The organism is Halobacterium rubrum (assembly GCF_021729015.1).
GTDB classification, from domain to species: Archaea; Halobacteriota; Halobacteria; order Halobacteriales; family Halobacteriaceae; genus Halobacterium; species Halobacterium rubrum.
Window position 1 is genome coordinate 25792 of record NZ_JAJQQZ010000004.1, and the last position, 22114, is coordinate 47905.

At 64.0% G+C, this 22114-nt stretch carries 22 protein-coding genes, 1 tRNA gene and 2 pseudogenes; 9 read left to right on the forward strand and 16 right to left on the reverse strand.

From position 1 onward, the window contains the following. Positions 1 to 243: 243 nt before the first annotated feature. Genes LT971_RS14100 through LT971_RS14110 form a run of 3 tightly spaced genes read right to left on the reverse strand, consistent with a single transcriptional unit; the run spans position 244 to position 3116 of the window. Positions 244 to 918, reverse strand: a complete 675-nt coding sequence (locus LT971_RS14100) for a hypothetical protein (RefSeq protein WP_237007585.1) — start codon at positions 916 to 918, stop codon at positions 244 to 246. Positions 919 to 956: 38 nt separating this feature from the next. Next, positions 957 to 2888: a heavy metal translocating P-type ATPase gene (locus LT971_RS14105; protein WP_237007586.1), complete on the reverse strand. Its 1932-nt coding sequence runs from the start codon at positions 2886 to 2888 to the stop codon at positions 957 to 959. 12 nt (positions 2889 to 2900) lie between these two features. Further along, on the reverse strand, positions 2901 to 3116 hold the full coding sequence (locus LT971_RS14110) for a heavy-metal-associated domain-containing protein (RefSeq protein ID WP_237007587.1): 216 nt from the start codon (positions 3114 to 3116) through the stop codon (positions 2901 to 2903). A 200-nt stretch (positions 3117 to 3316) separates the two neighbouring features. Between LT971_RS14110 and LT971_RS14115 the strand changes: the two genes are divergently transcribed. Both LT971_RS14115 and LT971_RS14120 read left to right on the forward strand, forming a co-directional pair. Next, positions 3317 to 3841 carry an ArsR/SmtB family transcription factor gene (locus LT971_RS14115; RefSeq protein ID WP_237007588.1) on the forward strand — a complete coding sequence of 175 codons (525 nt, stop codon included), beginning with the start codon at positions 3317 to 3319 and terminating at the stop codon, positions 3839 to 3841. 451 nt (positions 3842 to 4292) lie between these two features. Then, a complete protein-coding gene (locus tag LT971_RS14120; protein ID WP_237007589.1) occupies positions 4293 to 4571 on the forward strand; it encodes a ribbon-helix-helix domain-containing protein in 279 nt (92 codons plus the stop codon). A gap of 170 nt (positions 4572 to 4741) precedes the next feature. On the opposite strand, the pseudogene LT971_RS14125 reads toward LT971_RS14120, so the two are convergent. The 3 genes and pseudogenes from LT971_RS14125 to LT971_RS14135 all read right to left on the reverse strand — a co-directional run. Beyond that, positions 4742 to 5027 (reverse strand): annotated as a pseudogene (locus LT971_RS14125) (type II toxin-antitoxin system RelE family toxin). Further along, the gene (locus LT971_RS14130; RefSeq protein ID WP_237007591.1) at positions 5020 to 5301 is read right to left on the reverse strand and encodes a ribbon-helix-helix domain-containing protein; all 282 of its coding nucleotides are present in this window, start codon (positions 5299 to 5301) and stop codon (positions 5020 to 5022) included. Before LT971_RS14130 ends, LT971_RS14125 begins: the two are co-directional and overlap by 8 nt. 447 nt (positions 5302 to 5748) lie before the next feature. Further along, a pseudogene (locus LT971_RS14135) lies at positions 5749 to 6024 on the reverse strand (HEAT repeat domain-containing protein); the annotation flags it as partial. Positions 6025 to 6425: 401 nt separating this feature from the next. Here LT971_RS14135 and LT971_RS14140 point away from each other — a divergent pair. Further along, entirely contained in the window at positions 6426 to 8420 is a 1995-nt protein-coding gene (locus LT971_RS14140; protein ID WP_237007593.1) for a hypothetical protein, read from the forward strand. Between the two features lie 415 nt (positions 8421 to 8835). Here the strand turns inward: LT971_RS14140 and LT971_RS14145 are convergent, their stop codons facing one another. Together LT971_RS14145 and LT971_RS14150 are read right to left on the reverse strand one after the other, a co-directional pair. Continuing rightward, positions 8836 to 9087, reverse strand: a complete 252-nt coding sequence (locus LT971_RS14145; RefSeq protein WP_237007594.1) for a DUF8150 family protein — start codon at positions 9085 to 9087, stop codon at positions 8836 to 8838. Further along, entirely contained in the window at positions 9065 to 9667 is a 603-nt protein-coding gene (locus LT971_RS14150) for a hypothetical protein (protein ID WP_237007595.1), read from the reverse strand. The genes LT971_RS14145 and LT971_RS14150 overlap by 23 nt, the downstream gene beginning before the upstream one ends. A gap of 323 nt (positions 9668 to 9990) precedes the next feature. On the opposite strand from LT971_RS14150, the gene LT971_RS14155 reads away from it, so the two are divergent. Continuing rightward, positions 9991 to 11313 (forward strand): site-specific integrase, encoded by a 1323-nt coding sequence (locus LT971_RS14155; RefSeq protein WP_237007596.1) that lies wholly within the window; start codon positions 9991 to 9993, stop codon positions 11311 to 11313. Between the two features lie 94 nt (positions 11314 to 11407). Here the strand turns inward: LT971_RS14155 and LT971_RS14160 are convergent, their stop codons facing one another. Together LT971_RS14160 and LT971_RS14165 are read right to left on the reverse strand one after the other, a co-directional pair. Further along, entirely contained in the window at positions 11408 to 12535 is a 1128-nt protein-coding gene (locus LT971_RS14160; protein ID WP_237007597.1) for a tyrosine-type recombinase/integrase, read from the reverse strand. 219 nt (positions 12536 to 12754) lie between these two features. Beyond that, positions 12755 to 12829 (reverse strand) — tRNA-Glu (locus LT971_RS14165). Positions 12830 to 12981: 152 nt separating this feature from the next. Between LT971_RS14165 and LT971_RS14170 the strand changes: the two genes are divergently transcribed. Continuing rightward, positions 12982 to 13266, forward strand: coding sequence for a hypothetical protein (locus LT971_RS14170; RefSeq protein WP_237007598.1), 285 nt, complete (start codon positions 12982 to 12984; stop codon positions 13264 to 13266). 48 nt (positions 13267 to 13314) lie between these two features. On the opposite strand, the gene LT971_RS14175 is transcribed toward LT971_RS14170, so the two are convergent. Both LT971_RS14175 and thyX read right to left on the reverse strand, forming a co-directional pair. Beyond that, positions 13315 to 14826 carry a molybdopterin-dependent oxidoreductase gene (locus LT971_RS14175; protein WP_237007599.1) on the reverse strand — a complete coding sequence of 504 codons (1512 nt, stop codon included), beginning with the start codon at positions 14824 to 14826 and terminating at the stop codon, positions 13315 to 13317. Positions 14827 to 14937: 111 nt separating this feature from the next. After that, positions 14938 to 15681, reverse strand: coding sequence for an FAD-dependent thymidylate synthase (gene thyX, locus LT971_RS14180; protein WP_237007600.1), 744 nt, complete (start codon positions 15679 to 15681; stop codon positions 14938 to 14940). A 110-nt stretch (positions 15682 to 15791) separates the two neighbouring features. On the opposite strand from thyX, the gene LT971_RS14185 reads away from it, so the two are divergent. Together LT971_RS14185 and LT971_RS14190 are read left to right on the forward strand one after the other, a co-directional pair. Beyond that, a complete protein-coding gene (locus LT971_RS14185) occupies positions 15792 to 16130 on the forward strand; it encodes a cupin domain-containing protein (protein WP_237007601.1) in 339 nt (112 codons plus the stop codon). An 83-nt stretch (positions 16131 to 16213) separates the two neighbouring features. Then, the gene (locus tag LT971_RS14190) at positions 16214 to 16789 is read left to right on the forward strand and encodes an MBL fold metallo-hydrolase (protein WP_237007602.1); all 576 of its coding nucleotides are present in this window, start codon (positions 16214 to 16216) and stop codon (positions 16787 to 16789) included. 24 nt (positions 16790 to 16813) lie between these two features. Here LT971_RS14190 and LT971_RS14195 read toward each other — a convergent pair whose 3' ends face one another. Continuing rightward, a complete protein-coding gene (locus LT971_RS14195; RefSeq protein WP_237007603.1) occupies positions 16814 to 17083 on the reverse strand; it encodes a DUF5827 family protein in 270 nt (89 codons plus the stop codon). Between the two features lie 92 nt (positions 17084 to 17175). Between LT971_RS14195 and LT971_RS14200 the strand changes: the two genes are divergently transcribed. Continuing rightward, positions 17176 to 17634 (forward strand): DUF7522 family protein, encoded by a 459-nt coding sequence (locus LT971_RS14200; protein ID WP_237007604.1) that lies wholly within the window; start codon positions 17176 to 17178, stop codon positions 17632 to 17634. Between the two features lie 32 nt (positions 17635 to 17666). Here LT971_RS14200 and sod read toward each other — a convergent pair whose 3' ends face one another. From sod to LT971_RS14215, 3 genes are all read right to left on the reverse strand, one after another. After that, positions 17667 to 18269, reverse strand: coding sequence for a superoxide dismutase [Mn] (gene sod, locus LT971_RS14205; protein ID WP_237007605.1), 603 nt, complete (start codon positions 18267 to 18269; stop codon positions 17667 to 17669). Positions 18270 to 18545: 276 nt separating this feature from the next. Further along, on the reverse strand, positions 18546 to 20006 hold the full coding sequence (locus LT971_RS14210) for a cryptochrome/photolyase family protein (protein ID WP_237007606.1): 1461 nt from the start codon (positions 20004 to 20006) through the stop codon (positions 18546 to 18548). 70 nt (positions 20007 to 20076) lie between these two features. Next, complete coding sequence (locus LT971_RS14215) at positions 20077 to 20538, reverse strand: PaaI family thioesterase (RefSeq protein ID WP_237007607.1); 462 nt, start codon at positions 20536 to 20538, stop codon at positions 20077 to 20079. Between the two features lie 114 nt (positions 20539 to 20652). On the opposite strand from LT971_RS14215, the gene LT971_RS14220 reads away from it, so the two are divergent. After that, positions 20653 to 22011: a sulfatase family protein gene (locus tag LT971_RS14220; protein ID WP_237007608.1), complete on the forward strand. Its 1359-nt coding sequence runs from the start codon at positions 20653 to 20655 to the stop codon at positions 22009 to 22011. The last annotated feature ends 103 nt before the right edge of the window (positions 22012 to 22114 follow it).

Genomic DNA, 22114 nt, shown 5'->3' on the forward strand with positions numbered 1-22114 from the left:
TGGTGGCCTTCGCGCCCGCTAACCGCCTCTGGAGGGTGTCATCGAACAGTTCGCACACCTGGTTGGAGCGGTACGAACAGGTGAACTACTGGGCCTATTCACCGGATTTGAACCGAGAACTGCATCCAGAATCAGCCCCAGGAGCTCTCTCCAAGCGTGACATCCTCCCCGCCCTGAAGGGCGAGGATTCTCGACCGCCGTTGGGATATTGTGGTTTACGGAAGTTGCGGATTCATTCCCGCCCTAAAGGGCGGGGCTTTCTCCTCGAACTTCCGTAACTGTGAACAAGTCATCATCACCGAGGACGGCTTGGACGCGACCATGCCACGCCTCTGCGAACACCTTCCGGTCGCCCTCATCGGCTGTTCCCTCGATAATATGCTGGAGATTGCCGAGCGCCGGTCCACCCTCGGGAACCTCGCTGACGTGGTAAGTCACCTCGACGGTCTCGCCCGTATCTGTTCGGCGGAATCGGAACGTCGGTGCTGCGCTGTCGGGCTCAAATGCGTCGTACGTGAGTAGGTTCCGGCGGCCACCGTAGCCGTCGCCGAGCCCGGCGAACCCGTCTTCCTGGGTTGCACCGGTCACGTACGAGATGAGCCGTCCCATGACGCCGTACGTGGCGTCATCACGTGATCCCGGGGCAAGCACTTCGACGTCGCTCCGGACGGGGAGTTCGTCTGGGTATAGCGCGTCGAGACCCTGCTGTGCGATCCGGTAGGCGCCCGAGGCAGTCGGGCACGAGTGCCCGGCCACCTTCACGAGGTCCTCGTAGGTGATGACGAACGGCTCGCCTGCTTCGAGGACGGCGAGTGCTTCTGCGACGGGATCGCGGATGCGGATCGGTTCGACATCGTATTCAACAGCCCAGTTCGAGTCGGTTCGGTTCGTGTCAGTCGGCGTCGTGTTCTGTGACATTGGTTGTGAACGTGTGCGTGTCGTCTGTGTCTGTGCTGTCAGTACCGCAGCAGGCGCATGCCGTTGCCAATCACGGCGAGGACGCTGGCCTCGTGGACGAGCATCCCGAGCGCGAGGGTAACGTAGCTCGTCAGCACGCCGGCGAGCAGCATCGTCACCACCACGAGGGCCAGCCCGACGTTCTCGAGGACGTTCCAGCGGGTGGCTTTGCTGAGTTTCACCGCGTAGGGGATGCGTTCGAGGTCGTCGGCCATCAGCGCAATGTCCGCTGTCTCGATGGCGGTGTCCGTCCCAGCCGCACCCATGGCAATGCCGACGTCAGCGGTCGCCAGCGCCGGCGCATCGTTGATGCCGTCGCCGGTCATCGCCACGACGTGCCCGTTGGCCTGGTACTCCGTGACGACATCCTGCTTGTCCTCGGGCAGCAACTCGGCGCGGTAGTCGTCGATCCCGATCTCTTCGGCGACTGCGGCCGCGACGCGCTCGTTGTCGCCGGTCAGCATCACCGTCTCGATACCGGCATCCTGTAACTCCCGAACGACGCCCGGCGCGGCCTCGCGCAGCTCATCGTGGAGCGCAATAGCACCGACTACGGTCCCGTTGAGGACGACGTGGATGGCGGTCTCGCCGCGTTCCTCGCGGCCGCGGACGTACTCGGCGACTTCGTCCGGGAGATCAATGCCACGCTCGTCGAGGAGCGCGCGGTTCCCGACGACGATTTCGCGACCATCGTGGTGAGCGACAACGCCCTTGCCAGCGACTACTTCGAAGTCGTCCGGCTCGGGCAGCGACCGCGTCTCCGTGGCAGGTGATTCGTGGTCTGCCCGGTCAACTGTCGTGCCACCGTCGGTCGCGGGCGTCTGGCGGTTCTGGGCCGCGTTGAGGATGGCGTCGCCGAGGTGGTGTTCGCTCTTCATTTCGGCGATGGCTGCCAGGTCCAGGACCCCATCGTCATCGATATCGAACCCCTCGACGTCAGCGACGGCCGTCTCGCCTTTCGTGAGGGTGCCGGTCTTGTCGAAGGCGATGAGGTCGATCTTGCCGGCCTGTTCGAGGTGCTCGCCACCCTTCATGAGGACGCCGTTCCGTGCGGCGTTGCCGATGGCCGAGACGATGCTAACTGGCGGCCCGATCACCAGGGCACCGGGACAGCCGATGACCAGCAGCGTCAGGGACAGAATCGCGTTCTGCGTGACAGCGTACGCACCGATAGACAGCACGATGATAGCGGGGGTGTAGTATTTGGCGAAGCGGTCGATGAGGCTCTCGGTGGGTGATTGCGCTTCCTGGGCCTCTTCGACGCGCTGGATGATCCGCTGGAGCGTGGTATCCGTCCCGGAGCCGGTAGTCCTGATCTCAATAGCTCCTTCTTGGTTGATAGTGCCGGCGTAGACCTCGTCGCCGTCGGCCTTGTGGACGGGCGCGCTCTCGCCGGTGACCGGCGCCTGATTGACGGCACTTTCACCATCGACGACCTCGCCGTCGACGGGAATCTTCTCGCCGGGTTTGACGATGACGATCTCGCCCTTTTCGACCTCGCGGGCGGGCACCTCTTTTTGCTCGCCGTCACGGCGCACGGTGGCCGTGTCGGGCGTCATCTCGAGAAGCTCCTCGAGGGCGTTACGGGTCTTCCGCATCGTGCGGCCCTCGAGATACGAGCCCAGCGCGAACAGGAAGACCACCGCGGCGGCCTCCCAGTACGAGCCGATACCGATCGCGCCGATCGCCGCGAGCGTCACGAGCGTCTTGACACCGAGTGTTCGGCTTTTGACCTCGTGGTAGGCTGTCTTGGCGATGTCGTAGCCGCCGACGACGGCCGCGAGAATCAAGATTGCAGTACTCGCGGTATCGAAGGCGGGGCCCGGGACGTAGCCGATGCTCCACCCGCCAGCGTAGAACAGGCCACTCAAAACGACGATGATGGCCTTCCGGTGTTTGCGGTAGTACTGTTTGAGTGATTGGGTATCCATTGTGTTTCCTCGTTAGGCGGGCTGGGGGGTGTAGCCCTGGTTTTCGATGGTCTGTGCGAGGGTATCGGAGTCAGCGATGCTGTCGTCGTGCTCGACTTCGACGCGGCCGGTGGCGTAGTGCACTTCGACGTGCTGGACGCCGTCGACGTTCGAGAGGGCGCGTTCGACGGTGCCGGCGCAGGTCGGGCAGTCGAAGTCCATGACGCGGAACTGGGTTGTGTCGCTCATCACAGTTCTTCGTAGCGTCCACACCCCGATAAGTATTTTTTAGATGATACGTTCGAATGTGTATATAGGGTGTTGGAACAGTCAAACAGGTCGTCTAGAGCTTCCATCCGCACGGATCCAGTCGGGGACCAGACTCCCGACGGCCGCCCCACTCCAGCCGTACCCGTACCTTTTCCCACCCGCTCACCCTCGGTTTTCGTATGCACAGCTCCGACACTGACCACCGTCTCGAGGATATCGCGGTGCGAGACACCCGGATTTCGGACGCCATCGACGAGCCGATGCGGGCGATGGTGCTCGACATCCTGTCCGAGGAAGCCCTGACCGCGAGCGAGGTCCACGACCGCCTCGCGGACCGGGGCGTCGACCGCACGGAGAACACGGTCCGCCACCACATCAACGAGCTCCGGGACGCCGGCCTCGTCGACGTCGTGCGCTTCGAGGAGGGCCGCGGCGGGACGACGAAGTACTACCACGCCAACACCATCGTCCTCTCGTACTCACTGCCGGACTCGGCCGACGACACCGTCGAGGAACTGGTCGAGGCCGTCCAGCCCCAGGTTCAGGACGCGCTCGCGACGCTCACCGACGAGTACGACGACGCCATCGAGGACGTCGTCGCGGACATGCAGCCCTGCGAGCACTGCCGCACCCAGAAGTACGAGACCTACGTGCTCCTGACGGCCCTGCGACGTGCATTCGTCCGCGCTCACCGAGACATCTGAGACTGGATTCGTCCCCACTGCGTGCCGGAGAGTACCGGTAACCGCTAGCAGTGCGTCATTAAATCCTCGAACTCGAACCCCGAGAGATCGTCCAGTACAGCCATCCTCAATTATGTGGACAGTACGTTGCAACTGTCAAATACGTTGCCGAACGCTACGCCGTCCTGTTTGTGGAACCCCTGAGAGGGGTGCAGGGGTCACCGAATCGCCCGCGAGCAACGAATGAACGGGAATGTACCTGTAGCAAGTTCGGAATCGGTTCCAGAAGCATTGCCCGGTCAGTTTCACCGAGACACCGTTGAATACGTCGGCTTCCGCGTCGACGGCCAAGCCGTCGTTCTGAACCTCTCGGAGCATCGGCGACTCTCCCTCGAGCGCAGTCTGGACGTCGTCAACCACAGTCTGGGTATCGGACCGAAGGTACTTACGTGATACAAGCGTATCACAGCATATGAGCACTGACAGCGACGCCGGCGGCGACGGTGAAATGGAGAAGATCAACGTCCGGGTGCCACAGTCGCTGCTGGCGCAGGTCGACGACGTCTGGGGGGAGCGTGGCTATGCGAACAAATCCGAGTTCATCCGCGACGCGCTTCGCGATGCCGTCAATCCACCCACACAGCTGTCCGCGGAAGCGCTGGAGCACCTGGCCGAGAGCCGCAAGCAGCGGGAGCAGGGCGAGACGGTGTCGCAGGACGACGTGAAAGACCGGCTGGGCATCGATGACTGAGGTCGAGTGGACACCGAAAGCACTTATCGTGGGACGATGGACTCTGTCAGGATTCACCGACTCGTAATGGTTGCAGAGCGTGGATTCGACGCCGTTGAAATCCTCGCCGACTAACGAATTCTGACTGGGAATCTCGTTGAGTGCCGGGAACGCACGTCCAATGGCTCTGATCAGTCGTTGTCTGCTGTATATGCGCCCCCTCGACGCTTGATTCGGGCAATGACGAGCTGGTTTCCTCCTGTCGGAATGTCACGGCGAGTCGGAATCCGCCAACTCGGATTTTCTTGTGGGGGCTGTTTTGCAGTGGTTCGCCGTAGTCTGGCGGGTCGCGCCACGGGGGGAGGTGACGATTTCATCGAGTTTGTCGAGGATTCGTTCCTGCTTCTCGGGGGAGAATGCGTCAAGGTCGGTCCGCGCGGTCGCGGAGAGTTCCCATGTCCACTCCTCGTCACTCATCGCTTGTGCCAAACGTCTCGCGCGCTTGTTCGGCGTCCATCGTCTGGCCCTTGCGGCTGTCTTCCTCGGCGGCGAGCAGTGCGATGAGCTCATCACGGTCGAACGTCGGGTTCTCGACTGCATCTCGGAGCGTGTAGCGAATAAACTCGCTCCGACTGTTGAAACCGCGACCTTGCCAGGCCTCGTCGATCTCGGTGAGGAATGACTGCGTGGTTTTGAAATTCACCGTGACAATCTCGTCTTCTTCGTCCCCTTCCGTAGAAGCTTCGGACATACAGGCGTAATACGCTGGTAATACTGTTAATCGTTTCGCCGACTTCGACGTCCGAACCGCCTGATGCGCTCGCCACCTCCACTTACCGGCTGTGTCACCAGAAATCGTATCGAACGTTTGTGCCTTCAACAGCGATGGAGACTCCAAAGGAGTGCAGCCGATTGACTTCGCGGCGTTTCTATACGCTTGTCCGAGCACGCCCCGGCGTAGATAATTAAAAATATCCTGATATACCGCTGGGGCCCGGGGTGTCACGAATTATTCTGTGGTTAGAGAGCGGTTCCGGGTGAGAATCTAGATGGCTACCCGGGGGGTGTCCCGAATTCCACCCAGGACCATGACGTTTTCTGACCGGCCAAGCTACAGTATCAACGCGACAGAGTCGAGTAGTCGCAACCGGATATTCGGCATCAACAGTTTCTCGTTGCTGAACTTAATCCGCACCGGTCAGTACAGTTGGTCGATCTCTGTGAGTGTCCACGCCGCGCGGCTGCGAACTCGTTCGTCGTCGTCATTGATTCGAACATCGTCCAGCCGTGAAGCCGCCGGGTCTGCACGAACGTGTCCGAGCATCCAGCAGGCGTTCAAGCGGACGAGCCGATGGTCGTGGTCGAGTAGCGCGATGTACTGGTCGGTCAGATGCTGGACTGCGTCGGGGTTCGTGTCGGCGACTCGTGAGAGGGCGGCAGTCGTGTTCACGAGTGCATAGTCGTCGTCGGATTCGAGGAGCGCCGCGAGTTGGTCAACGTGGGGTACGAGCTCGGTCGCGTGGACGGTTGCGACATCACCGAGGACACCAGCCGCATTTGCTCAAGTGGCTTGGAAATCGGGAAGTTTCAAACTGGGGGCGAATCGCTGAAATCAGAACGATTGTGGGAGTGTGAACCGGGGGGAGCCGGGGGCCACTGGCTGATTTTCTGGAGGAAGATTGTTGGTCGTATGATGGGCGGTGGGGGTCTGTTCGGGTGGCGGTTCATGAACGACTCTGTTAGTCGCTCTCTTGGCGGTTGAATCGAGTATATTGTGGCTTGGAAATCTCCGCTGAGGCAAATTGTCTATCCGTAAGGGTGGGTCTCTCAGGGGCAATTCTTTATCCGTAACTGAATCAAATCTGTAACTATCGTATGACGGATCGCGCTCGAATCAACCATGGCGATTTCAACCAACCATCACAGGCGCGGATATCGAACTCGTACAGCAAGCCGATCGAGTTAGCAGACAACCCAGCCAAAGACGGATACGGACCAATTCCTGAACGGTTCGTCGAGGAGTTCGAACTCACGCATCCGGCACCCGACCTCGACACGCTGTACGAGACAACACATCTAGCTGCCCAGCTCCACGCCTTCAACCGCCGGCGGCAGGCAGGCAACTGGCCCCACCCCAATGATGGCACCACGTTGTACGACGTGGCCGTCCTCGACGTCATCACCGACTTTCTCAACGAGTACGACATCTCACCAGTCCCACTCGATATGCCGAGCCGGCGGTTCTACCTCGCCGTACTGAAGAAAGCGCGCAAGCCCGCGAAGCACCAATCCTTCGTCGAGTACCTCCAGACGGCAGACCACGTCTTAGCCGAGCTCGGCTACCCGGACACCGACGCGCTCCCCGGCTACGAAACGCTTCGCGTCGCAGCCGCGGACACGCTCCCCGAGGAACTCACCGACGACGAACGAGACCAACTTGACGAAGCCGTCGTCCGAGCGATTTACGCGGTCTACCGGAACGGCATCGTCGTGCCGACGACTGTCGCGACGACGTTCGGCTTCGGCGCCGTTGCCCAACCGCTGTCCGAGCGGGACGTGCCGCGGGCACGCGAGCAACTCGCGCTCCAGAACTGGGTGCGGTACCTGATGGACAACACCCTCGACGAACTCTCGTTCGGTCGGGTAAACCCACAGACGTCGTTCCGCCAATACATCGGGCTGTTCGCGGCCTCCGCGCTGTACAACTGTGGCATCCAGGAAGTCGCCAACATCTCGGATTACACGTATCCCCGCGAGCTCATTCCAGGCGGCAGCGGGGTTGGGAAGTACATTCGGGATGATGACCTCCCGTTGAACGACGAGCGGGCTGCCATGATGGACTCGGAGCGGCGGCCGATAACCGCTCAGTTCGACGCCGTCCACCGGGCGACGCTTGCTATTGCCGAGGACATGGGGTTCTTTGAGAAGTCAGTGTCGGTCGCTGTTGACCTCTACCGAATTGACTGGGACGGCAAAGAGACTGACCGCACGATTAATCGTCCCGCAAAGTCGGACAATGACGTCCGGTCTCAATGGACGTATGGGGTCTTCGGCGTGATTGACACGGACGCCCGATTCACGCTCGGCGCACGGTGGCTCCCGGAAAAATCCGCGTATCCCCGTGTCGTCCAGTCACTGGCCCCGATCGCCGACGAGTTCCTTGACGTCCAAGCGTTGTACGCCGACAAAGAATTGGTCTCTGGAGCGCTCATTGATTCGTTCCATCAGATCGCGGACGACAACTGGATCACCCGCGCACCCGAGCAACCGACCGTCAAGAAACTGAAAAAGTACACGCCGAAAAATCACATCGGGTACATCCCGAGCGTATCGTGGAATACGACACATCAGTCCACACTCGTTGCCTACCCCTACAATAGTTCGAACCCGTCAATGCTGGAGTTCAATGCCAAGGAATTGCACCAGGCAGACGAGACGGATTTCGACAAACAGTCGAGTATCCTTGAGTTCTCCGCGGGTAACTCTTCGAGCACCCGAGAGCCAGATCCACTGAAGCCATCGGTCGCGGACAGTGACGCGGTGGATGGTGTCGGTGACAAGACGACGCATGCGGCGTATCTGACCGGCCGCACGGTGCCGGATCGGTCGCCTGCTGGCATTCACTTCAATTACTATCAACGGTGGACGATTGAGGATGCTATCGATGCGATCTCGAACAATTTCATGCCGGTCGTGCACGCCAACAACGAGAAACTTCGGCTCTACGGCGTGAACCTCGCCATTCTCTTTCAAAACTGGCATACGTTGATCAATCGGGCGCTCTCACCGGACCTCGGATTGCCGCGGCACGCCACCCATCAAGAGGTCTTACGAGCGATCGAAGCAGTCGCGTTCACCGAGCCGGAGTGACCTGACATCGGTCCGCTCTGATCGGACCCGCGTGATGGTTCCGGGGGTGCCGCAAACGAGGAATTCCGTAGTGACTGATCGACCGTAGCTTTGTGTCGTGAGTAGCTCGCGTGGCTGCGTGACTCTGGTACCCCAAACCGTTCGTCTTGATTCGGATTGCCCTGCCGGCAACCTCCCCCTGTTTTATAATGCCGGCGGTGCTTAGATCGGTGTACACGGACGAACACTACCGATTCGGGACGGAAGCGATCGGGACAACCCGTCAGATCGCCCGATGACCTCTCTTGCCCTCTCACGGCAATCAGTGTGTCTCAATCTCGGAGGAAGTAGTCGAACGGGAAATCGAGGAGAGGGAACCCAGGGCAGAGTGACGCGTCACCCCGAGAGAAGGGGACGTCTGACTCACATTCGCAGGTTATTCGGAGTGATCTCGCAGTTCGGCGATGTCTTCAGCAACTGCTTTGACGTGTTGCTTGTGCGCTGCTGACGTCTGTACACTCTGCGCGGATTCAAGTTGGTCGTTGACAACGGTGTTTTGTTGTGGCCCCCACTTCTCCGGGGGCTCAGACGTGATGTACTCGACCCAGCGTTTGACCGCTTCGATGCGTTGCTGGCGGTTCTGATTGTGCTTCGCGTCGAGGGAGTCAGGCGCGTTTGAGTCGGTCATATGCGTCTTCGACGCCGAGGCGCGTTACCCAGCCTTCGAGGCGGGCGACACTAAGACTTTGCTCCAGGAGCGTGTAGAGGTGGACTGCGTCCTCGAGGTCTTTCTGCGCGCCGAGATGGAGTTTGTAGGCTATCTGGAGTTCCAACGGACCGATCGGGATCGTCTCCCCACCGATTCGAGCGGTGATCGCGTTCTCGAGTGAGGCACGATCGAACTTGTCGCGTGCGAACTTCACCTCGAGGTGTGGCGTGACTTGGTCCTCGGGAGCGACCCATATGTTATCCCCGTTCGATAGCATCTCGTACATCGAATCGAGTGGCATCGCCGCACCCCAAAACCCCTCTTCACGAAGTACCGCGACGAGTTCGTCAGCAGTGGCTTCGTCGATATCTTCGATGAGGACGTCAACGTCTTCGGTCGACCGGGCGCGTCCGGCGAGGATCGACACGTATCCTGCGATGTAGACGTGGTCGATGTCGAACCGGTTCAGAATGTCTGAAAACGCAATCGCCAACTCGTCGAGCTGGTTCGGCTCCCGACTGACGTTGAGCGTTCCGTTTCGGAGCTCGATACCACTCATACATGGACCTCTGTAGTCAGGTAGATAAATAATCGGGACGGGGTCGTCATAGACGACCGGTGACGGCTCCGGGTGATGGTTTGGACTTGTCGGCGCCCCATTTTCCAAACTTCATTGTGAGACGCTGCGACGACACACCCTTGCCTCATCAACTGCGCCGACCCACGAACCCCCGGATTTGTCACTCACTGTTCTACCGTCTCACCCCCCTACTATCCGTGAGATCGGGTTTCTGTGAGTTCTACCGTCAGGTATGACGGCTGGGTGTGACCCCCGCTAGGACGAGGGTTTAACCCGTCCAGGTTACTGTAGCTGTGTGCCTCATGTCAGATACGAACGAGCAATCAATCACGGATCGGCTCACACGGGCACTCGGCGACGATGCCGGCCGCGTCGAAGCGTTCCTCGAGGAGTACTACGACTGGCTCCGCGAGCGGGGAAGGAACCCAGCGCGAAACCAGCCGATGGCGGACAACGGTGCGGGCAACTACCACGCTCGCATCGATCAACTGTACCGGTTCGCCCTCCGCTTCGACGACCTCCACAAAGTCCCGCGACTCACGCAGTCGCAGGCAGACGAGTTGATTCGGCAACTCGACCACGACCAAATCAACAAACAATCCGGTGACCCGTACGCCGACGGGTCCAAGCGCAAATTCTCCGACGCGCTCCAGAAGTACTTCGAGTGGCTCCACAACACCGATATCGTCGACGACGAGTGGGAACCGAAGGTGGTGTTCGTCGACGGTGATCCGGAATCCGCTGACTCGCTGTCGTACGCCGAACGCCACCTGATCCGCAAGGCTGCCCTCGACTACGGTTCTCTACCAGCGTACTACGAGACGGACCCAGACGAACGCGACCGACTCGAGGGACTCATTGCCCAACGGATCGGGAAGCAGAAACGGGACATCACGCAAGAGGACTGGCAGGCCGCAGACACCAGCAGGAAGACCGGGTCGCTCATCGCGGTGACTCTCGAAACGGGGATGATCCCCATCGAGATCGAGTACGCTACCCTCGACTGGTACGACCCCGGCAAGCAGGTGTTCGTCATCCCCGAGGAGTACGCGGCGAAAGACCGCCCGACGACTGAGCTGCCTCTCACGGACGAGACGGCAGATGTCTTCTCAGCGTGGATCCGTGAACGCCGACATCTCGATGCCTACGACGACACCCGTCGAATTTGGTTGAATCAGCGTGGGAACCCCTATGGTTCGGGGAACCTGTGCTACCTGCTGCGGCAACTCTGCGAGGAAGCCGACATCGACCACGACAACCGAAAGATCGTCTGGTACAGTCTCCGGCACAATCTCGGACAGACCGTCGAAGATACCGCCGACATCTCAACAGCAAAAGACCAACTGCGGCATCAGTACATCGAGACGATCAAGAACATCTACGGGGAGACGGTAACCGAGAAGCGACGAGCCACACTTGAAGAGATCCAGCAAACGGCGGAACGAGCGGCGACTGACGAGACGTACAACCCGTACGCACCCGAGGACAAGAACGGGATTGCCGTCTACCCTGACCTCGACCAACCGACCGGCGACGAGACCTCCATGCACGTCGATGCAACGATCGAAGATACGACGGCTGCCCGAATCGACCTCATCAGAGAGATCATTGAGAGCGACGACTAAGTCGCCACGCGGATTCTGTCACCCTCGTTCAGCTGAGCGCACGCTGTTACGTGAGCAGCCGTCACTGGAGCTGGACTGAACCCAGAGAGTCGGCTTACATCCTATCGAGGGCGTTCTGGCGGTCCTCCACGGGGACCTGATCGTATTTCATCGTTGTTTGTTCCGAGGTGTGCCGAAGCTGGGTCTGGGCGGCCGCTAACCCTTCTTCGCGGGTCATGTAGGTGCCGGTGCTGTGGCGAAGAGCATAGAAGCTCATTTGGCGGTGCTCGTAGTCGATGCCCGCCGTATCGCAGAGCCGTCGCAACACCTGCCGGAGCGCCGAGGAGCCGTAGGGGTTGGCTTCGCGGGTCAACCAGAGATGGTCCGAATCGTCGTACATGGGGTTCGTGTCCCGTTGGGCGAGCCAGCGGTCGAGCATGTCCGCCGTGTCGTCCTGCAGGCTCACCACCCAGTGTGCCTCATTCTTCGACGACTCCGCCTTGGGAATACGGAGGACGCTATTGTCGACATCCACCCATCTCGGAGATGCTCGTTCGACCTCGATGGGGCGGAATCCCGCGTCGAGACTGGTGGCAATCAGGCTCGGAATCTTCCACCCGTTCGCGCGCTCCCAATCGTCGGGTACGACGTCTTCTTTTGGTTTCCCGTATCGTTGGGCTAGGTACGCCTTCCAGCGGTCGCGTTCTTCGGGGCTGAGATTCCCGTACGCGGGGACGCTGCCGTGTTCGAGGGCGGCCTCCCGGATTTTCGTGCGTTCGTCGCGGGTGAGGTAATCGCGTGGCGTCGTCGATCGGTTGGGGGCGCTGAACGTGTAGTCGGGCGTCCATTCGTCGAGGCCGTGTTCGTGTTCGCGCCACCGGAACAGCATCAGCAGCGATTTCCGACAGTTGGATTTGTGTGCGGCGGAATGATCGGTCATTGCGATGTGTTTGAGCCACGCGTCCGCGTGGTCGTGCGTGATGTTCGTGGTGTACCCGTCGGTCTTTTGCTGCCACACCCACCGGTAGAACTGGTCCATCCGGTGAGCGCGAGTTTTCACTGTCGAGCGTGCATAGCCCTCTGCTTTGCTCGGGTTCTTGCCGAACGTGACCAGCCACTTGAGGCAGTTCTGGCGGGTGGTGCGGAAATCAGTCTGCTGGCGTTCGTTGAGGAGGTCTTCGGTTGGTTCTGTGAGGACGGTGATTTTGCGGAGGGGGTCGGTTGCCTGGTCGGCGTCTTTCATTGCCGGGCACCTCCGCGGGCGGAGTGTGGTGTGTCAGAAATGTGATTCCGGTCGCCAGAGGGCGACGGGGTCGGTACGGTGAGTGTACTTGCCGCCGAAATACCGCTAATCGCAAGATGGCGGCGACCTACACCGGTCGTGTGAATCGGCTTGCCCGTGGACATAATTCGGATACCATTGTCTCACGGACGAAAACTACCTGGCGGCAGGAAGTTGGAATGCTCCGTCAGGGATTTGAACCCTAGTCCTTGCCGTGAGAGGGCAAGATGATTGGCCGGACTACACCAACGGAGCGCGTCCACTTCCGGATAGCCGGGTTGCACAAATAACGGTTTCGTCTCGCGGCGAGACTGCCATTGCGTACCGTAGCCCGTGGACCGGCGTCGCCTGCAGCCGGCATCGAGTCGACCACCAGACACTTGTCGGTGGTGGGCGGGACTACTAGTATGTACGAGCCCTCCATTCGGCAGCGCCGGCTCGCCGTCGTCGCCGGGGTGAGCGCTGCGATAGCCGTTGTACTCCACGTTCTCGGCGGTGCCGCCGTCGAAGGAGTGACTGGCGCCTTCGTCGGCGTCGGCGTGGTGGCGACACTCGGCGTGCTCTACGTCCACGGGCAGCGGCGGGGGGACGACGACGACGGGGACGGTGACGAACTCGACGACGAGACGAAACGGAAGCAACAGGAGATGAAGGGGCGGGCTGGCGGGATGGGTGGGAACGGCGGGCACTGACAGTCGGGCGTCGCTGCTGTCGACGCTCCGGGCGTGGTCTCCGCCACGTCAGGCGTCGATTGTTTTCGACACCCAGCCGGTCGGCCCGCTCGGGAAGGCGTCGGTCTCCTCCTCGGGTTGCAGGTCGCCGGTGCCGTCGACCGCTCTGACGACGACGTCGTGGCGCTCGCCGGGCGCGTCGTACTCGTGGGTCCACTGCCGCCAGACGTCGTCGCCGGGCAGTGGGTCGGAGAGGGCGGCGTCGGTCCACGTCTCGCCGCCGTCGGTGGAGACTTCGACGCGGTCGATGCCCCGGGTGCCGGCGTACGCGTGGCCGGCGACCTGCACGCGCCCGCCGTCGCGGACGTTCGTGGCGTGGAGTTTCGCGACGGTCTCGACGGGGCCGGTGCCGTGCCAGCCGCGTTCCTCCCAGTAGCCGGTCTGTTCGGTCTGGAGGACCTCGATCTCGGTGAGCCACTTGACGTTGATTTCGCCCCAGTGGCCGGGGACGAGCGCGCGAGCCGGGTAGCCGTGGCTGCGCGGGAGGACCTCGCCGTTCATGCCGAACGCGAGGAGGGCGTCGTCGAGGGCGGGCAGCGGGAACTCCTCGTAGAAGCCGTCGGCCGCGCGCAGCATCACACAGCAGTTATCGGGGACCCCGGCGGGGTCGACGAGGTCGCGGATGGGGACGCCCTGCCAGAGGGCGGTGTCGAGTTTCTTGCCGTTCAGGCTCTCGCCGACGCACCGCAGGGAGACGAACCGGTTCTCGGCGTCCATCGCCGTGATGTCGTCGTACTCGTAGGTGAGTTCTTCCTCGACGTCGCCGGTGACGGTGAGCTCCCAGGTCTCGGTGTCGGGGTCGGGGTCGACGTTCGCGATGTCGACGTTGTAGAAGCGCTCGCTGACCAGCGGCTCGATACCGTCGACGCCCATCGACTTCTCGTCGGCTTCGGCCAGCAGGCTGGACGCCTCGTCGAGGACGGCGTCGTCGACTGCGAGCGTGGCCTGGGTGGCAGTCGTGGTACGGTCGCCGGCGAGGACGCCGCCGGCGGACAGCGACAGCGCCGCTGCGACGCCGCCGAGAACGCGACGCCGATCGCTGGAGACGCCCCGTGGGCTACCGACGGCCCCGGCGACGGCAGCGACGGCGAGGACGGCGGCGACACCGGCGCCGGCCGCCAGCGACGGGGTGACTGCGCCGGTGACGACAAGCGACACCACGAGCGAAGAGACACCACCGACGACCGGAGCGAACGCCGAGACGCGAGCGCGACGGCCGGCGGCGATGCCGAGGAACGCAGTGCCGGCCAGCAGCAGGACGGACACCGCGAGGGCAGCGGCGAGATTCAGGACCTTCCCGAGGTCGCCGAGCACGAGAATGGCGAACGTCACCACGGCGCCCGGCATGCGGTTCGTGAGCACCGTCGCGACGGGCGCCGTCAGGAAGCCGGGCGTGAACCCGGCCACCGCGTACGACCCGGCGAGCCCGGCTGCACCTGCGGCCACGGCCACGAGGACGGTGGCGGCGCTCGGGAGTCGGGCCGCGACCTGTTCGCGCGCAGCGCTGAAGCGTGACGGCATACTGGACAGACAGACGGCAGACGACCGAAAAGGGGTTTTCCGAACTGCGGCCGGACTCTCACCAGAATTCGCCCCGCGAGCCACGCAGGTCGACGGGCAGCGGCGACCGACTCAGGGCGCGAGCCGGTTCTTCCGGTGTTTCATCTCGGACTCGTAGTACTCGAACGTGTGCGGGCACCACTCGGCGGCGATGTCCAGCAGCTGCTCCGTGAGGTCCCGGATCTCCCACTGGGCGTCCGCAGCCGCCCGCATGTCCGCGATGTGCATCAGCGACCGGGGGTTGAGCGTGACGACGATGTTGACCTCGGTGCCGATGGGGAGCACGAACCGGGCGTCTTCGGGGGGCATCCCGAGGTCCAGCAGCTCCTGGTAGTCCTCGACGGACTGGCGGACGGACCGCTGGAAGACGGCTTCTCGCTGCTCGATTGTCTCCTCGTCGACGTCGCCGACGTCCTGGTTGCGGCCGACCCAGTCCGGGTCGGTCGCCGATGGCGGCGTGACGACCATCTCGCCGTCCTCGACGTCGGCGGGGTCGACGTCGTCGAAGGCGACGTACCGCATCGACTGCACGTCGAAGCTCGCGTGCCGGTGGCGGGTGAGCTGGGCCATACAGGACCGGCTCGCGCCCTCGATGGCGAACGTCGCCGACGGGTGCTCGAAGGGCCCGTAGTGGCCGCGCGTGAGCAACTGTGCGATGAGGTTCGCCATCTGGTCGTCGAGGGTGTCGCCCTCGACGGACGCCATGACGTCGTCGAAGGGCTGGTCGCCGACCCACTCGCTCATGTAGTCGTTGCGGGCGCCCCGGCAGATGAGTTCCTCCGGGTTCTCGGTCGCGTCGAGGAGACGTACGCGCATGCTCCGGGGTCCTCCCGCTGGCGGCAAAAACGCTCCGACCCGCCGCCGCGACCACTCCCCTGCAGAGGGCCGCCAGCAGCGTGAAGTGTCGGCGTGTTGTACTCTCTCGTATGCCGTACCAGACCACGTCAGTCGACGACGTCGACTCTCGGCTGCCCGACGACGCCGACGCCGAACTGTACTTCATGAAGGACGCGCTGGACACCGACGAGGTAGCGTTCTCGGTGTTCCGGATGGAGCCGGGGGCGGTGGGCATGGAACACGACCACGCCGGCGACAGCCAGGAGGAGGTCTACTACGTCGTCAACGGCGGGGTCGACGTCCAGTTCGGCGACGAGACCGTCTCACTGGACGAAGGCGAAGCGGTCCGCATCGACCCCGACGAACAGCGCCAGGTCCACAACCGCGACCACTACTCCGAACTGGTGCTCGTCGGCGCGCCCCGCTGACCGGCTGCGACAGCCCGACTGGCCGCAACGAACGAACTGGCCGAGCCGGCAACCCCTAAGTGGTGGCCGGCGTACGGACTGCCATGGCGACCAACCTCTCGGCGGGCGTACAGGCGTTCACGAGCAACGCCTTCCTCGTGACTGGCGACCGCGACGTGCTCGTCGACCCGGGCGCGAACTACGACGTCGTCTCGAAACTCCGGGAGCGCGTCGACGACCTCGACGCCGTCGTCGTCACCCACCCCCACCCGGACCACGTCGGAAACCTCGACGCCGTCGCCGACGCCTTCGACCCCGAGATCCTCGGCTTCGAGGGCGTCGAGGAAGCAGACCGCGAACTCGCCGACGGCGACACCGTCACCGTCGGCGACGACGACTACGAAGTCTTGCACACGCCCGGCCACGAACCCCACCACGTCTGCCTGTACTCCCCGAGCGCAGACGTGCTGTTCTCCGCGGACCTCGTGTTCGCGAACGGGAGCTTCGGCCGCACGGACCTCGAGGGCGGCGACCGCGAGACGCTCGTGGACAGCATCGACCGGCTCGTCGACGTCGTCGACGACGACCTCGCCGCCATGCACACCGGCCACGGCCCGAGCGTCACCAGCGACCCGTACGCGGACATCGAACTCGCTGCCCGCACTGCGCGGTTCCGCTGAGACCGGCTGGCGTCGACCGACGCCTCAGTTCGCGTCGAGCCCGTAGTAGCCGGGCTCGTCGTCGTCCCGCGGCTCGGCCACCACGAGGTCCTCGGAGTGCATCATCACCCACGGAATCGCCCAGTCCAGCAGCACGTTCTCCACGTCCCGGTCGATGTCGGCGTCCGCCTCCAGGTCCTGGAGGAGCCGCGCGATCTCGTAGACGGTGTACATCTGGTCGTCCTCGAGGAGTTCCGCGGGCTCGTAGAAGTCACAGGGGTACAGCTCCTCGAAGTCGGCTTTCGGAATCGGCATACCCCGACTGGGGGCGCCGACGCCGAAAAACCCCCCGGGTCGGGGGAGAACGTTTAACCGTCCGACGACTGGCTATCTGCACGAGCAACGCCATGTCAGGCAACGCCACGCGAGTCAGGTCGGACGTCGCCGACGCGAAAGCAGCACTCGTCGACGTGGTCGAAGCCGCCGTCGGCGACAGCCTCCGCGACGTCTGGGTACTCGACGAGCAGACCCAGGAACCCCTCTACCTCCGAGAGGACGTCGCCGAACGCATCTCGGACGTGGACGTCGAGAAGTACCTCGACAACGAACGCTACGGGTTCGTCACGCGGGAGACGTACAACCTCCTGCACTACTCGGAGTTCCGGTACACGCACCGCGGGTTCGACACCTGGGAGCTGTTCCGGACGTTCGTCGAAGCCGACGGCCAGAAAGCCGGTGTGGTCGTCGGCGTTGACGCGGACGGTTCGCACTACGACTTCGGCGCCCTCACCGACGAGGTGCAGGCTGTCGCCGCCGAACACGGCGTCGACGCGCTCACACCCGCCGCTGGCGGCGAGCACTCGTAGCGCGCGAAAGAAATGCGGTGGGGTGGACCCGGTTACTCGAACAGCGAGACGACGTCGTCGTAGTTCTGTGCGACCTCGTCCCAGTCGACGACCTCGAAGAAGGCGTCGACGAAGCTGCCGCGGTCCGGGCCGTAGTCGTAGTAGTAGGAGTGCTCCCAGACGTCCAGCGCCATGATGGGGTGGCTGCCCCAGAGGGCGCCCTGGTCGTGCTTGTCGACGGCGACGTTCCGGAGCTGCTTGGCGACCGGGTCGTAGACGAGCAGCGCCCAGCCACCGGCGGCCGAGGCTGCCGCCTCGAACTCGCCTTTCCAGCCCTCGTAGGAGCCGAAGTCCTCCGCGATGCGGTCGGCGAGCTCGCCGGACGGTTCGCCGCCGCCGTTCGCGTCCATGTTCTCCCAGAACAGCGTGTGGAGGTAGTGCCCACAGCCGTTGTGGGTCACGTCACCGAGGGCGCCGGCCGTAGAGGCGTGGTCGCCGGACTCGCGGTTCTCCGCGAGCGTCTCCTCGGCGCTGTTGAGGCCGTTCACGTAGCCCTGGTGGTGGGTGTCGTGATGCCACGTGAGCACCTGTTCGCTGATGTGGGGTTCGAGTGCGTCGTAGTCGTAGGGGAGCGGCGGTAGTTCGTGCTGGCTCATGTGTGGAAACCTCCGACTGTACGGTGTGTCGGCGTGCTGTTAAAGGTTGAGGAGCCAGCAGCTAGCACGTGACACGGCCGATGCGGGCCTGTCGACACAGTCCGCCCGAGGGCATCGGGTCTCGCGTCTGCCGACCAGCGACCGGCCACTCTCGAACCGCCGTCCTATGCCTGCGCTGACGTGTCGGCTGGATGGTGTGGACCGTGATTCGGTCGTGTCGTTCGGTCGTCATCGCTCACCGTTCCGTCGCTCCGACGACCGACTCGTTGCCTGCGGTCACTCGTCGCCCCTCGCTCTCTCGAACATCCCGATTGCCTCCTCGCGGCGCTCGCTGTGGTCCACGATCGGGTCCGGGTACTCCGGCGCGTGCTTGCGGCGTTCGGACAGCGACAGGTCGGGCCACTCGTGGACGACGTCCGCGGGCACGTCCCGGAGCTCGGGGACGTGCTCCTTGATGTACTCGGCGTCGGGGTCGTAGCGCTCGCCCTGCGTCGTCGGATTGAACACCCGGAAGTACGGCTGGGCGTCGGTCCCCGTCGACGCCGCCCACTGCCAGCCACCGTTGTCGTTGGCGGTGTCGTGGTCCGCGAGCTTCTCCCGGTACCAGTCGTAGCCCGCGCGCCAGTCGACGAGCAGGTCCTTCGTCAGGAACGCCGCGACGATCATCCGCACCCGGTTGTGGACGTACGCCTCCTCGCGGAGCTGGCGCATCCCGGCGTCCACGATGGGGTAGCCCGTCTCGCCGTCCTTCCACGCCTGCAGCGCCTCGGGGTCGTCGCGCCACTCGATGGGCTGCTCGTAGTCCTTGAAGTTCTGCGAGACGACGTCCTGATTGAAGTACAGCACCTGTGCGTAGAACTCGCGCCACGCGAGCTGGCCGACGAACTCCTCGACGCTCTCGTGTTCCTCGTCGGTCTCGGCGTCGGCTTTCGCCGCCTGCGCCGCGTCGTAGACCTCCCGCACGCCGATGGTGCCGAACTTCAGGTGCGGGGCGAGTCGGGACGTGGTTCCGTCGGCCGGGTAGTCCCGGCGCTCGGCGTACCGGTAGATGTCGCCGTCGCAGAACGCCGCGAGCAGCGCTCGCGCTCGCTCGGTCCCGGCCTCGGGGACGTCGGCTTCCGGCGTCTCGAAGCCGAGGTCGGCCAGTGTCGGCAGGGCTGTCTCGTCCACGGCGTCGAGCGCGTCGACGTCGGCGAGGTCGCCGGCGTCGGGTTCGGGCGCCGGGTCGTCTTTCTCCCGGTCCTGCCACTTCTTCCAGAAGTACGTGTACACCGAGTACGGGTCGCCGGCGTTCGTGCGGATGTCGCCCGGCCGGTGGTGGACGGCGTCGTGGAACTGCTCGTGGGTGACGCCGTCATCGTCGAGGGCGGCACGGACGGCCTCGTCGCGTTCCTCGGCGAGCCCCGAGTAGTCGTGGTTCCAGACGACGCGGTCGGCGTCCACCGCCGCGGCGAGGTCGGGGAGCACTGCCGACGGGTCACCGAACCGAACCACGAGGTCGCTGCCGACCGCGCGGTAGCGCTCCCGGAGGTCTGCCAGCGCGTCCAGCATGAACGCCACCCGGGGCGGCCCGGCGTGCTCGAGGACGGCGTCGTCGAAACAGAACACCGGGAGCACGCCGCCAGCGCCGTCGGCACTACCGTCGCCGTCGCCGCTGTCGGCTGCGGCCTCGGCGGCCGCTGCGAGTCCGAGGTTGTCGGCCGTGCGGAGGTCCCGCCGGTGCCAGAACAGTTGCATGCTGTCTGCCTTCGGCCGCCGACTCCCTGAAGATGTGGGGTCTCTGTCGACGGGGCTGTGTCCTGTGGTCTCAGTCGCCGCGGAACACCCGGAACGACCCGCGGCCGACCGCGACCTCCGACGGCTCGCTGCGCTCGTGGTCCGCCGTCGGGTGGGCCTCGACGGTGACTTCGGCGACACCGACGGTCGAGCCGACCCGCACGACGTCGGCCTCCGCGACGAGGTCGCCGCGAGCCGGCCGGAGGTAGGAGACGTTCAGGTCGATGGTGGCGACGCCCGCCTCGACGGGGTCGTCGAGGGCGGTGCGCACTGCGAGGCCACCGGCGGTGTCGATGAGCGTGGCGGCGATGCCGCCGTGCACGTCCCCGCGGCCGGGGCCGTGGTTCGTGAGCTTGTCGTTGTGGGGGACCCGCATCGTCATCTCGCCGTCCGCGACGTGCTCCACGGAAAGGTCGAGGAACGACAGGAAGCCGTGGTCGTCGACGTACGACTGGATGAACGCCCGCGAGTCCTCGGCGTCGAACCCGGTCATGGCTGCGACTGGGGCGGGCCGCCGCATAAGCCCACCGAGCCAATCGTGTCACAGGATACCGTCCCACACGGCCGTAAGTAAATGATAAAGCGCGTGGGTACAGAGTAAAGGGTAGTGACTGGGGAGGTTGCCGGGACACTGCTGGTGACGGTGGACTCGCTGCGGGCCGACGCGCGCTCGCGAGCGGAGACGCCGACACTGGACCGACTCGCACAGCGGGGCACGGAGTTCGAGCAGGCGTACGCCCACGGCAACTGGACGCCGTTCTCGTTCCCGAGCATCCTCGGCGGCAGCCACGTCTTCGAAGACGACGGCGCCATCGGCGTTGCGTCCCCCACCCTCGCCGAGCGCCTCGCCGACAGCGGCGTACAGACGGCGGGGTTCAACGCCGCGAACGGCTTCCTGACCACCCACTGGGGGTACGACGACGGCTTCGGTGAGTACGACGCGTTCACGGACACGAACTCCTGGCTGGGTCAGAAGCTCGCCGCCCACCCGACCGTGCAGGGCTGGCTGCAGGTCGGTGCCTCGCCGTTCCGTCGCCGCGACGACGACCGGGAGCGCGTGGACGCCTCCCGGATGCTGGACGTCGAGGACCACGCCGTCGACTTCCTCGAGTCCACCGACGAGCCGTTCTTCCTCTGGCTGCACTACATGGACACGCACACGCCGTACGTGCCGGCGCCACGGCACCTCAAGGCGACCACGGAGCGCCGTGGCGCGATGCTGGGGATGCTGTCGGCACACCTCCGGGTCGGCCTCGGGTCGGGCGTCAGCGAGTCGACGGCGACCGAGCTCCGGACGCTGTACGACGCGACGGTCCGGCAGGTCGACGGCAGCATCGGCCGCGTGCTGGACGCGCTCGGCGACCGCCGCGACGACACGATGGTCGTGGTCGCGGGCGACCACGGCGAGGAGTTCCTCGAGCACGGCCACCTCGCACACTACCCGAAGCTCTACGACGAACTCGCCCACGTCCCCCTCGTCGTCGACGACCCGCACGGGACTGGCGAGGACGTCTCGACGGCCGTCGGGCTCTCGGACGTGCCGGCGACGGTGCTGGACGCGATGGGGGCGTCGACGGCCGACTTCGCCGGCGAGAGTCTGCTGGGCGCCGTACGTTCGGACGAACCCCTCGAACGCGGTCCCGTGACGTCGCTGGCCGTGCGCGGCGAGTCCATCACCCAGCAGCCGATTCCCCGGCGGCTCGTCGACGGCCGCCCCATCGTGAGCGCGCGCGACGACCGATGGACGTACATCTTCGACCCGGAGCGCGACGAGCACGAGCTCTACGACCGGGACGCCGACCCCGGCGAGCAGGAGGACGTCTACCCGGACGGCCGTGCCCCGCTGGCCGACCTGGAGGCGGCCGCCCACGACCGGCTGGACGCGCTCGGCGGCGGCGGTGACGGCGACGAGTCCGCCGCTCCGGACGACGTCGAGCGCCAGCTCGCTGCACTCGGGTACCGCTGAACGGCCGGCGAACCCCACCAGAGCGGTTTCTCGAACACCTGTGCCCGAATAGTTTCGTCGCCAACCAAACGTATTTGTCACAATCTATCGTGGTACTGTGTAA

Bases quoted from the DNA above. Each gene is read 5' to 3' on its own strand.
- LT971_RS14190 (WP_237007602.1), top strand. From the start codon at position 16,214: ATGGCGACCAACCTCTCGGCGGGCGTACAGGCGTTCACGAGCAACGCC.
- LT971_RS14115 (WP_237007588.1), top strand. From the start codon at position 3,317: ATGCACAGCTCCGACACTGACCACCGTCTCGAGGATATCGCGGTGCGA.
- LT971_RS14200 (WP_237007604.1), top strand. From the start codon at position 17,176: ATGTCAGGCAACGCCACGCGAGTCAGGTCGGACGTCGCCGACGCGAAA.
- LT971_RS14150 (WP_237007595.1), bottom strand. From the start codon at position 9,667: ATGAGTGGTATCGAGCTCCGAAACGGAACGCTCAACGTCAGTCGGGAG.
- LT971_RS14185 (WP_237007601.1), top strand. From the start codon at position 15,792: ATGCCGTACCAGACCACGTCAGTCGACGACGTCGACTCTCGGCTGCCC.
- LT971_RS14170 (WP_237007598.1), top strand. From the start codon at position 12,982: ATGTACGAGCCCTCCATTCGGCAGCGCCGGCTCGCCGTCGTCGCCGGG.
- LT971_RS14155 (WP_237007596.1), top strand. From the start codon at position 9,991: ATGTCAGATACGAACGAGCAATCAATCACGGATCGGCTCACACGGGCA.
- LT971_RS14160 (WP_237007597.1), bottom strand. From the start codon at position 12,535: ATGAAAGACGCCGACCAGGCAACCGACCCCCTCCGCAAAATCACCGTC.
- LT971_RS14210 (WP_237007606.1), bottom strand. From the start codon at position 20,006: ATGCAACTGTTCTGGCACCGGCGGGACCTCCGCACGGCCGACAACCTC.
- LT971_RS14100 (WP_237007585.1), bottom strand. From the start codon at position 918: ATGTCACAGAACACGACGCCGACTGACACGAACCGAACCGACTCGAAC.
- LT971_RS14120 (WP_237007589.1), top strand. From the start codon at position 4,293: ATGAGCACTGACAGCGACGCCGGCGGCGACGGTGAAATGGAGAAGATC.
- LT971_RS14140 (WP_237007593.1), top strand. From the start codon at position 6,426: ATGACGGATCGCGCTCGAATCAACCATGGCGATTTCAACCAACCATCA.
- LT971_RS14130 (WP_237007591.1), bottom strand. From the start codon at position 5,301: ATGTCCGAAGCTTCTACGGAAGGGGACGAAGAAGACGAGATTGTCACG.
- thyX (WP_237007600.1), bottom strand. From the start codon at position 15,681: ATGCGCGTACGTCTCCTCGACGCGACCGAGAACCCGGAGGAACTCATC.
- LT971_RS14195 (WP_237007603.1), bottom strand. From the start codon at position 17,083: ATGCCGATTCCGAAAGCCGACTTCGAGGAGCTGTACCCCTGTGACTTC.
- LT971_RS14110 (WP_237007587.1), bottom strand. From the start codon at position 3,116: ATGAGCGACACAACCCAGTTCCGCGTCATGGACTTCGACTGCCCGACC.
- LT971_RS14215 (WP_237007607.1), bottom strand. From the start codon at position 20,538: ATGACCGGGTTCGACGCCGAGGACTCGCGGGCGTTCATCCAGTCGTAC.
- LT971_RS14105 (WP_237007586.1), bottom strand. From the start codon at position 2,888: ATGGATACCCAATCACTCAAACAGTACTACCGCAAACACCGGAAGGCC.
- LT971_RS14175 (WP_237007599.1), bottom strand. From the start codon at position 14,826: ATGCCGTCACGCTTCAGCGCTGCGCGCGAACAGGTCGCGGCCCGACTC.
- sod (WP_237007605.1), bottom strand. From the start codon at position 18,269: ATGAGCCAGCACGAACTACCGCCGCTCCCCTACGACTACGACGCACTC.
- LT971_RS14145 (WP_237007594.1), bottom strand. From the start codon at position 9,087: ATGACCGACTCAAACGCGCCTGACTCCCTCGACGCGAAGCACAATCAG.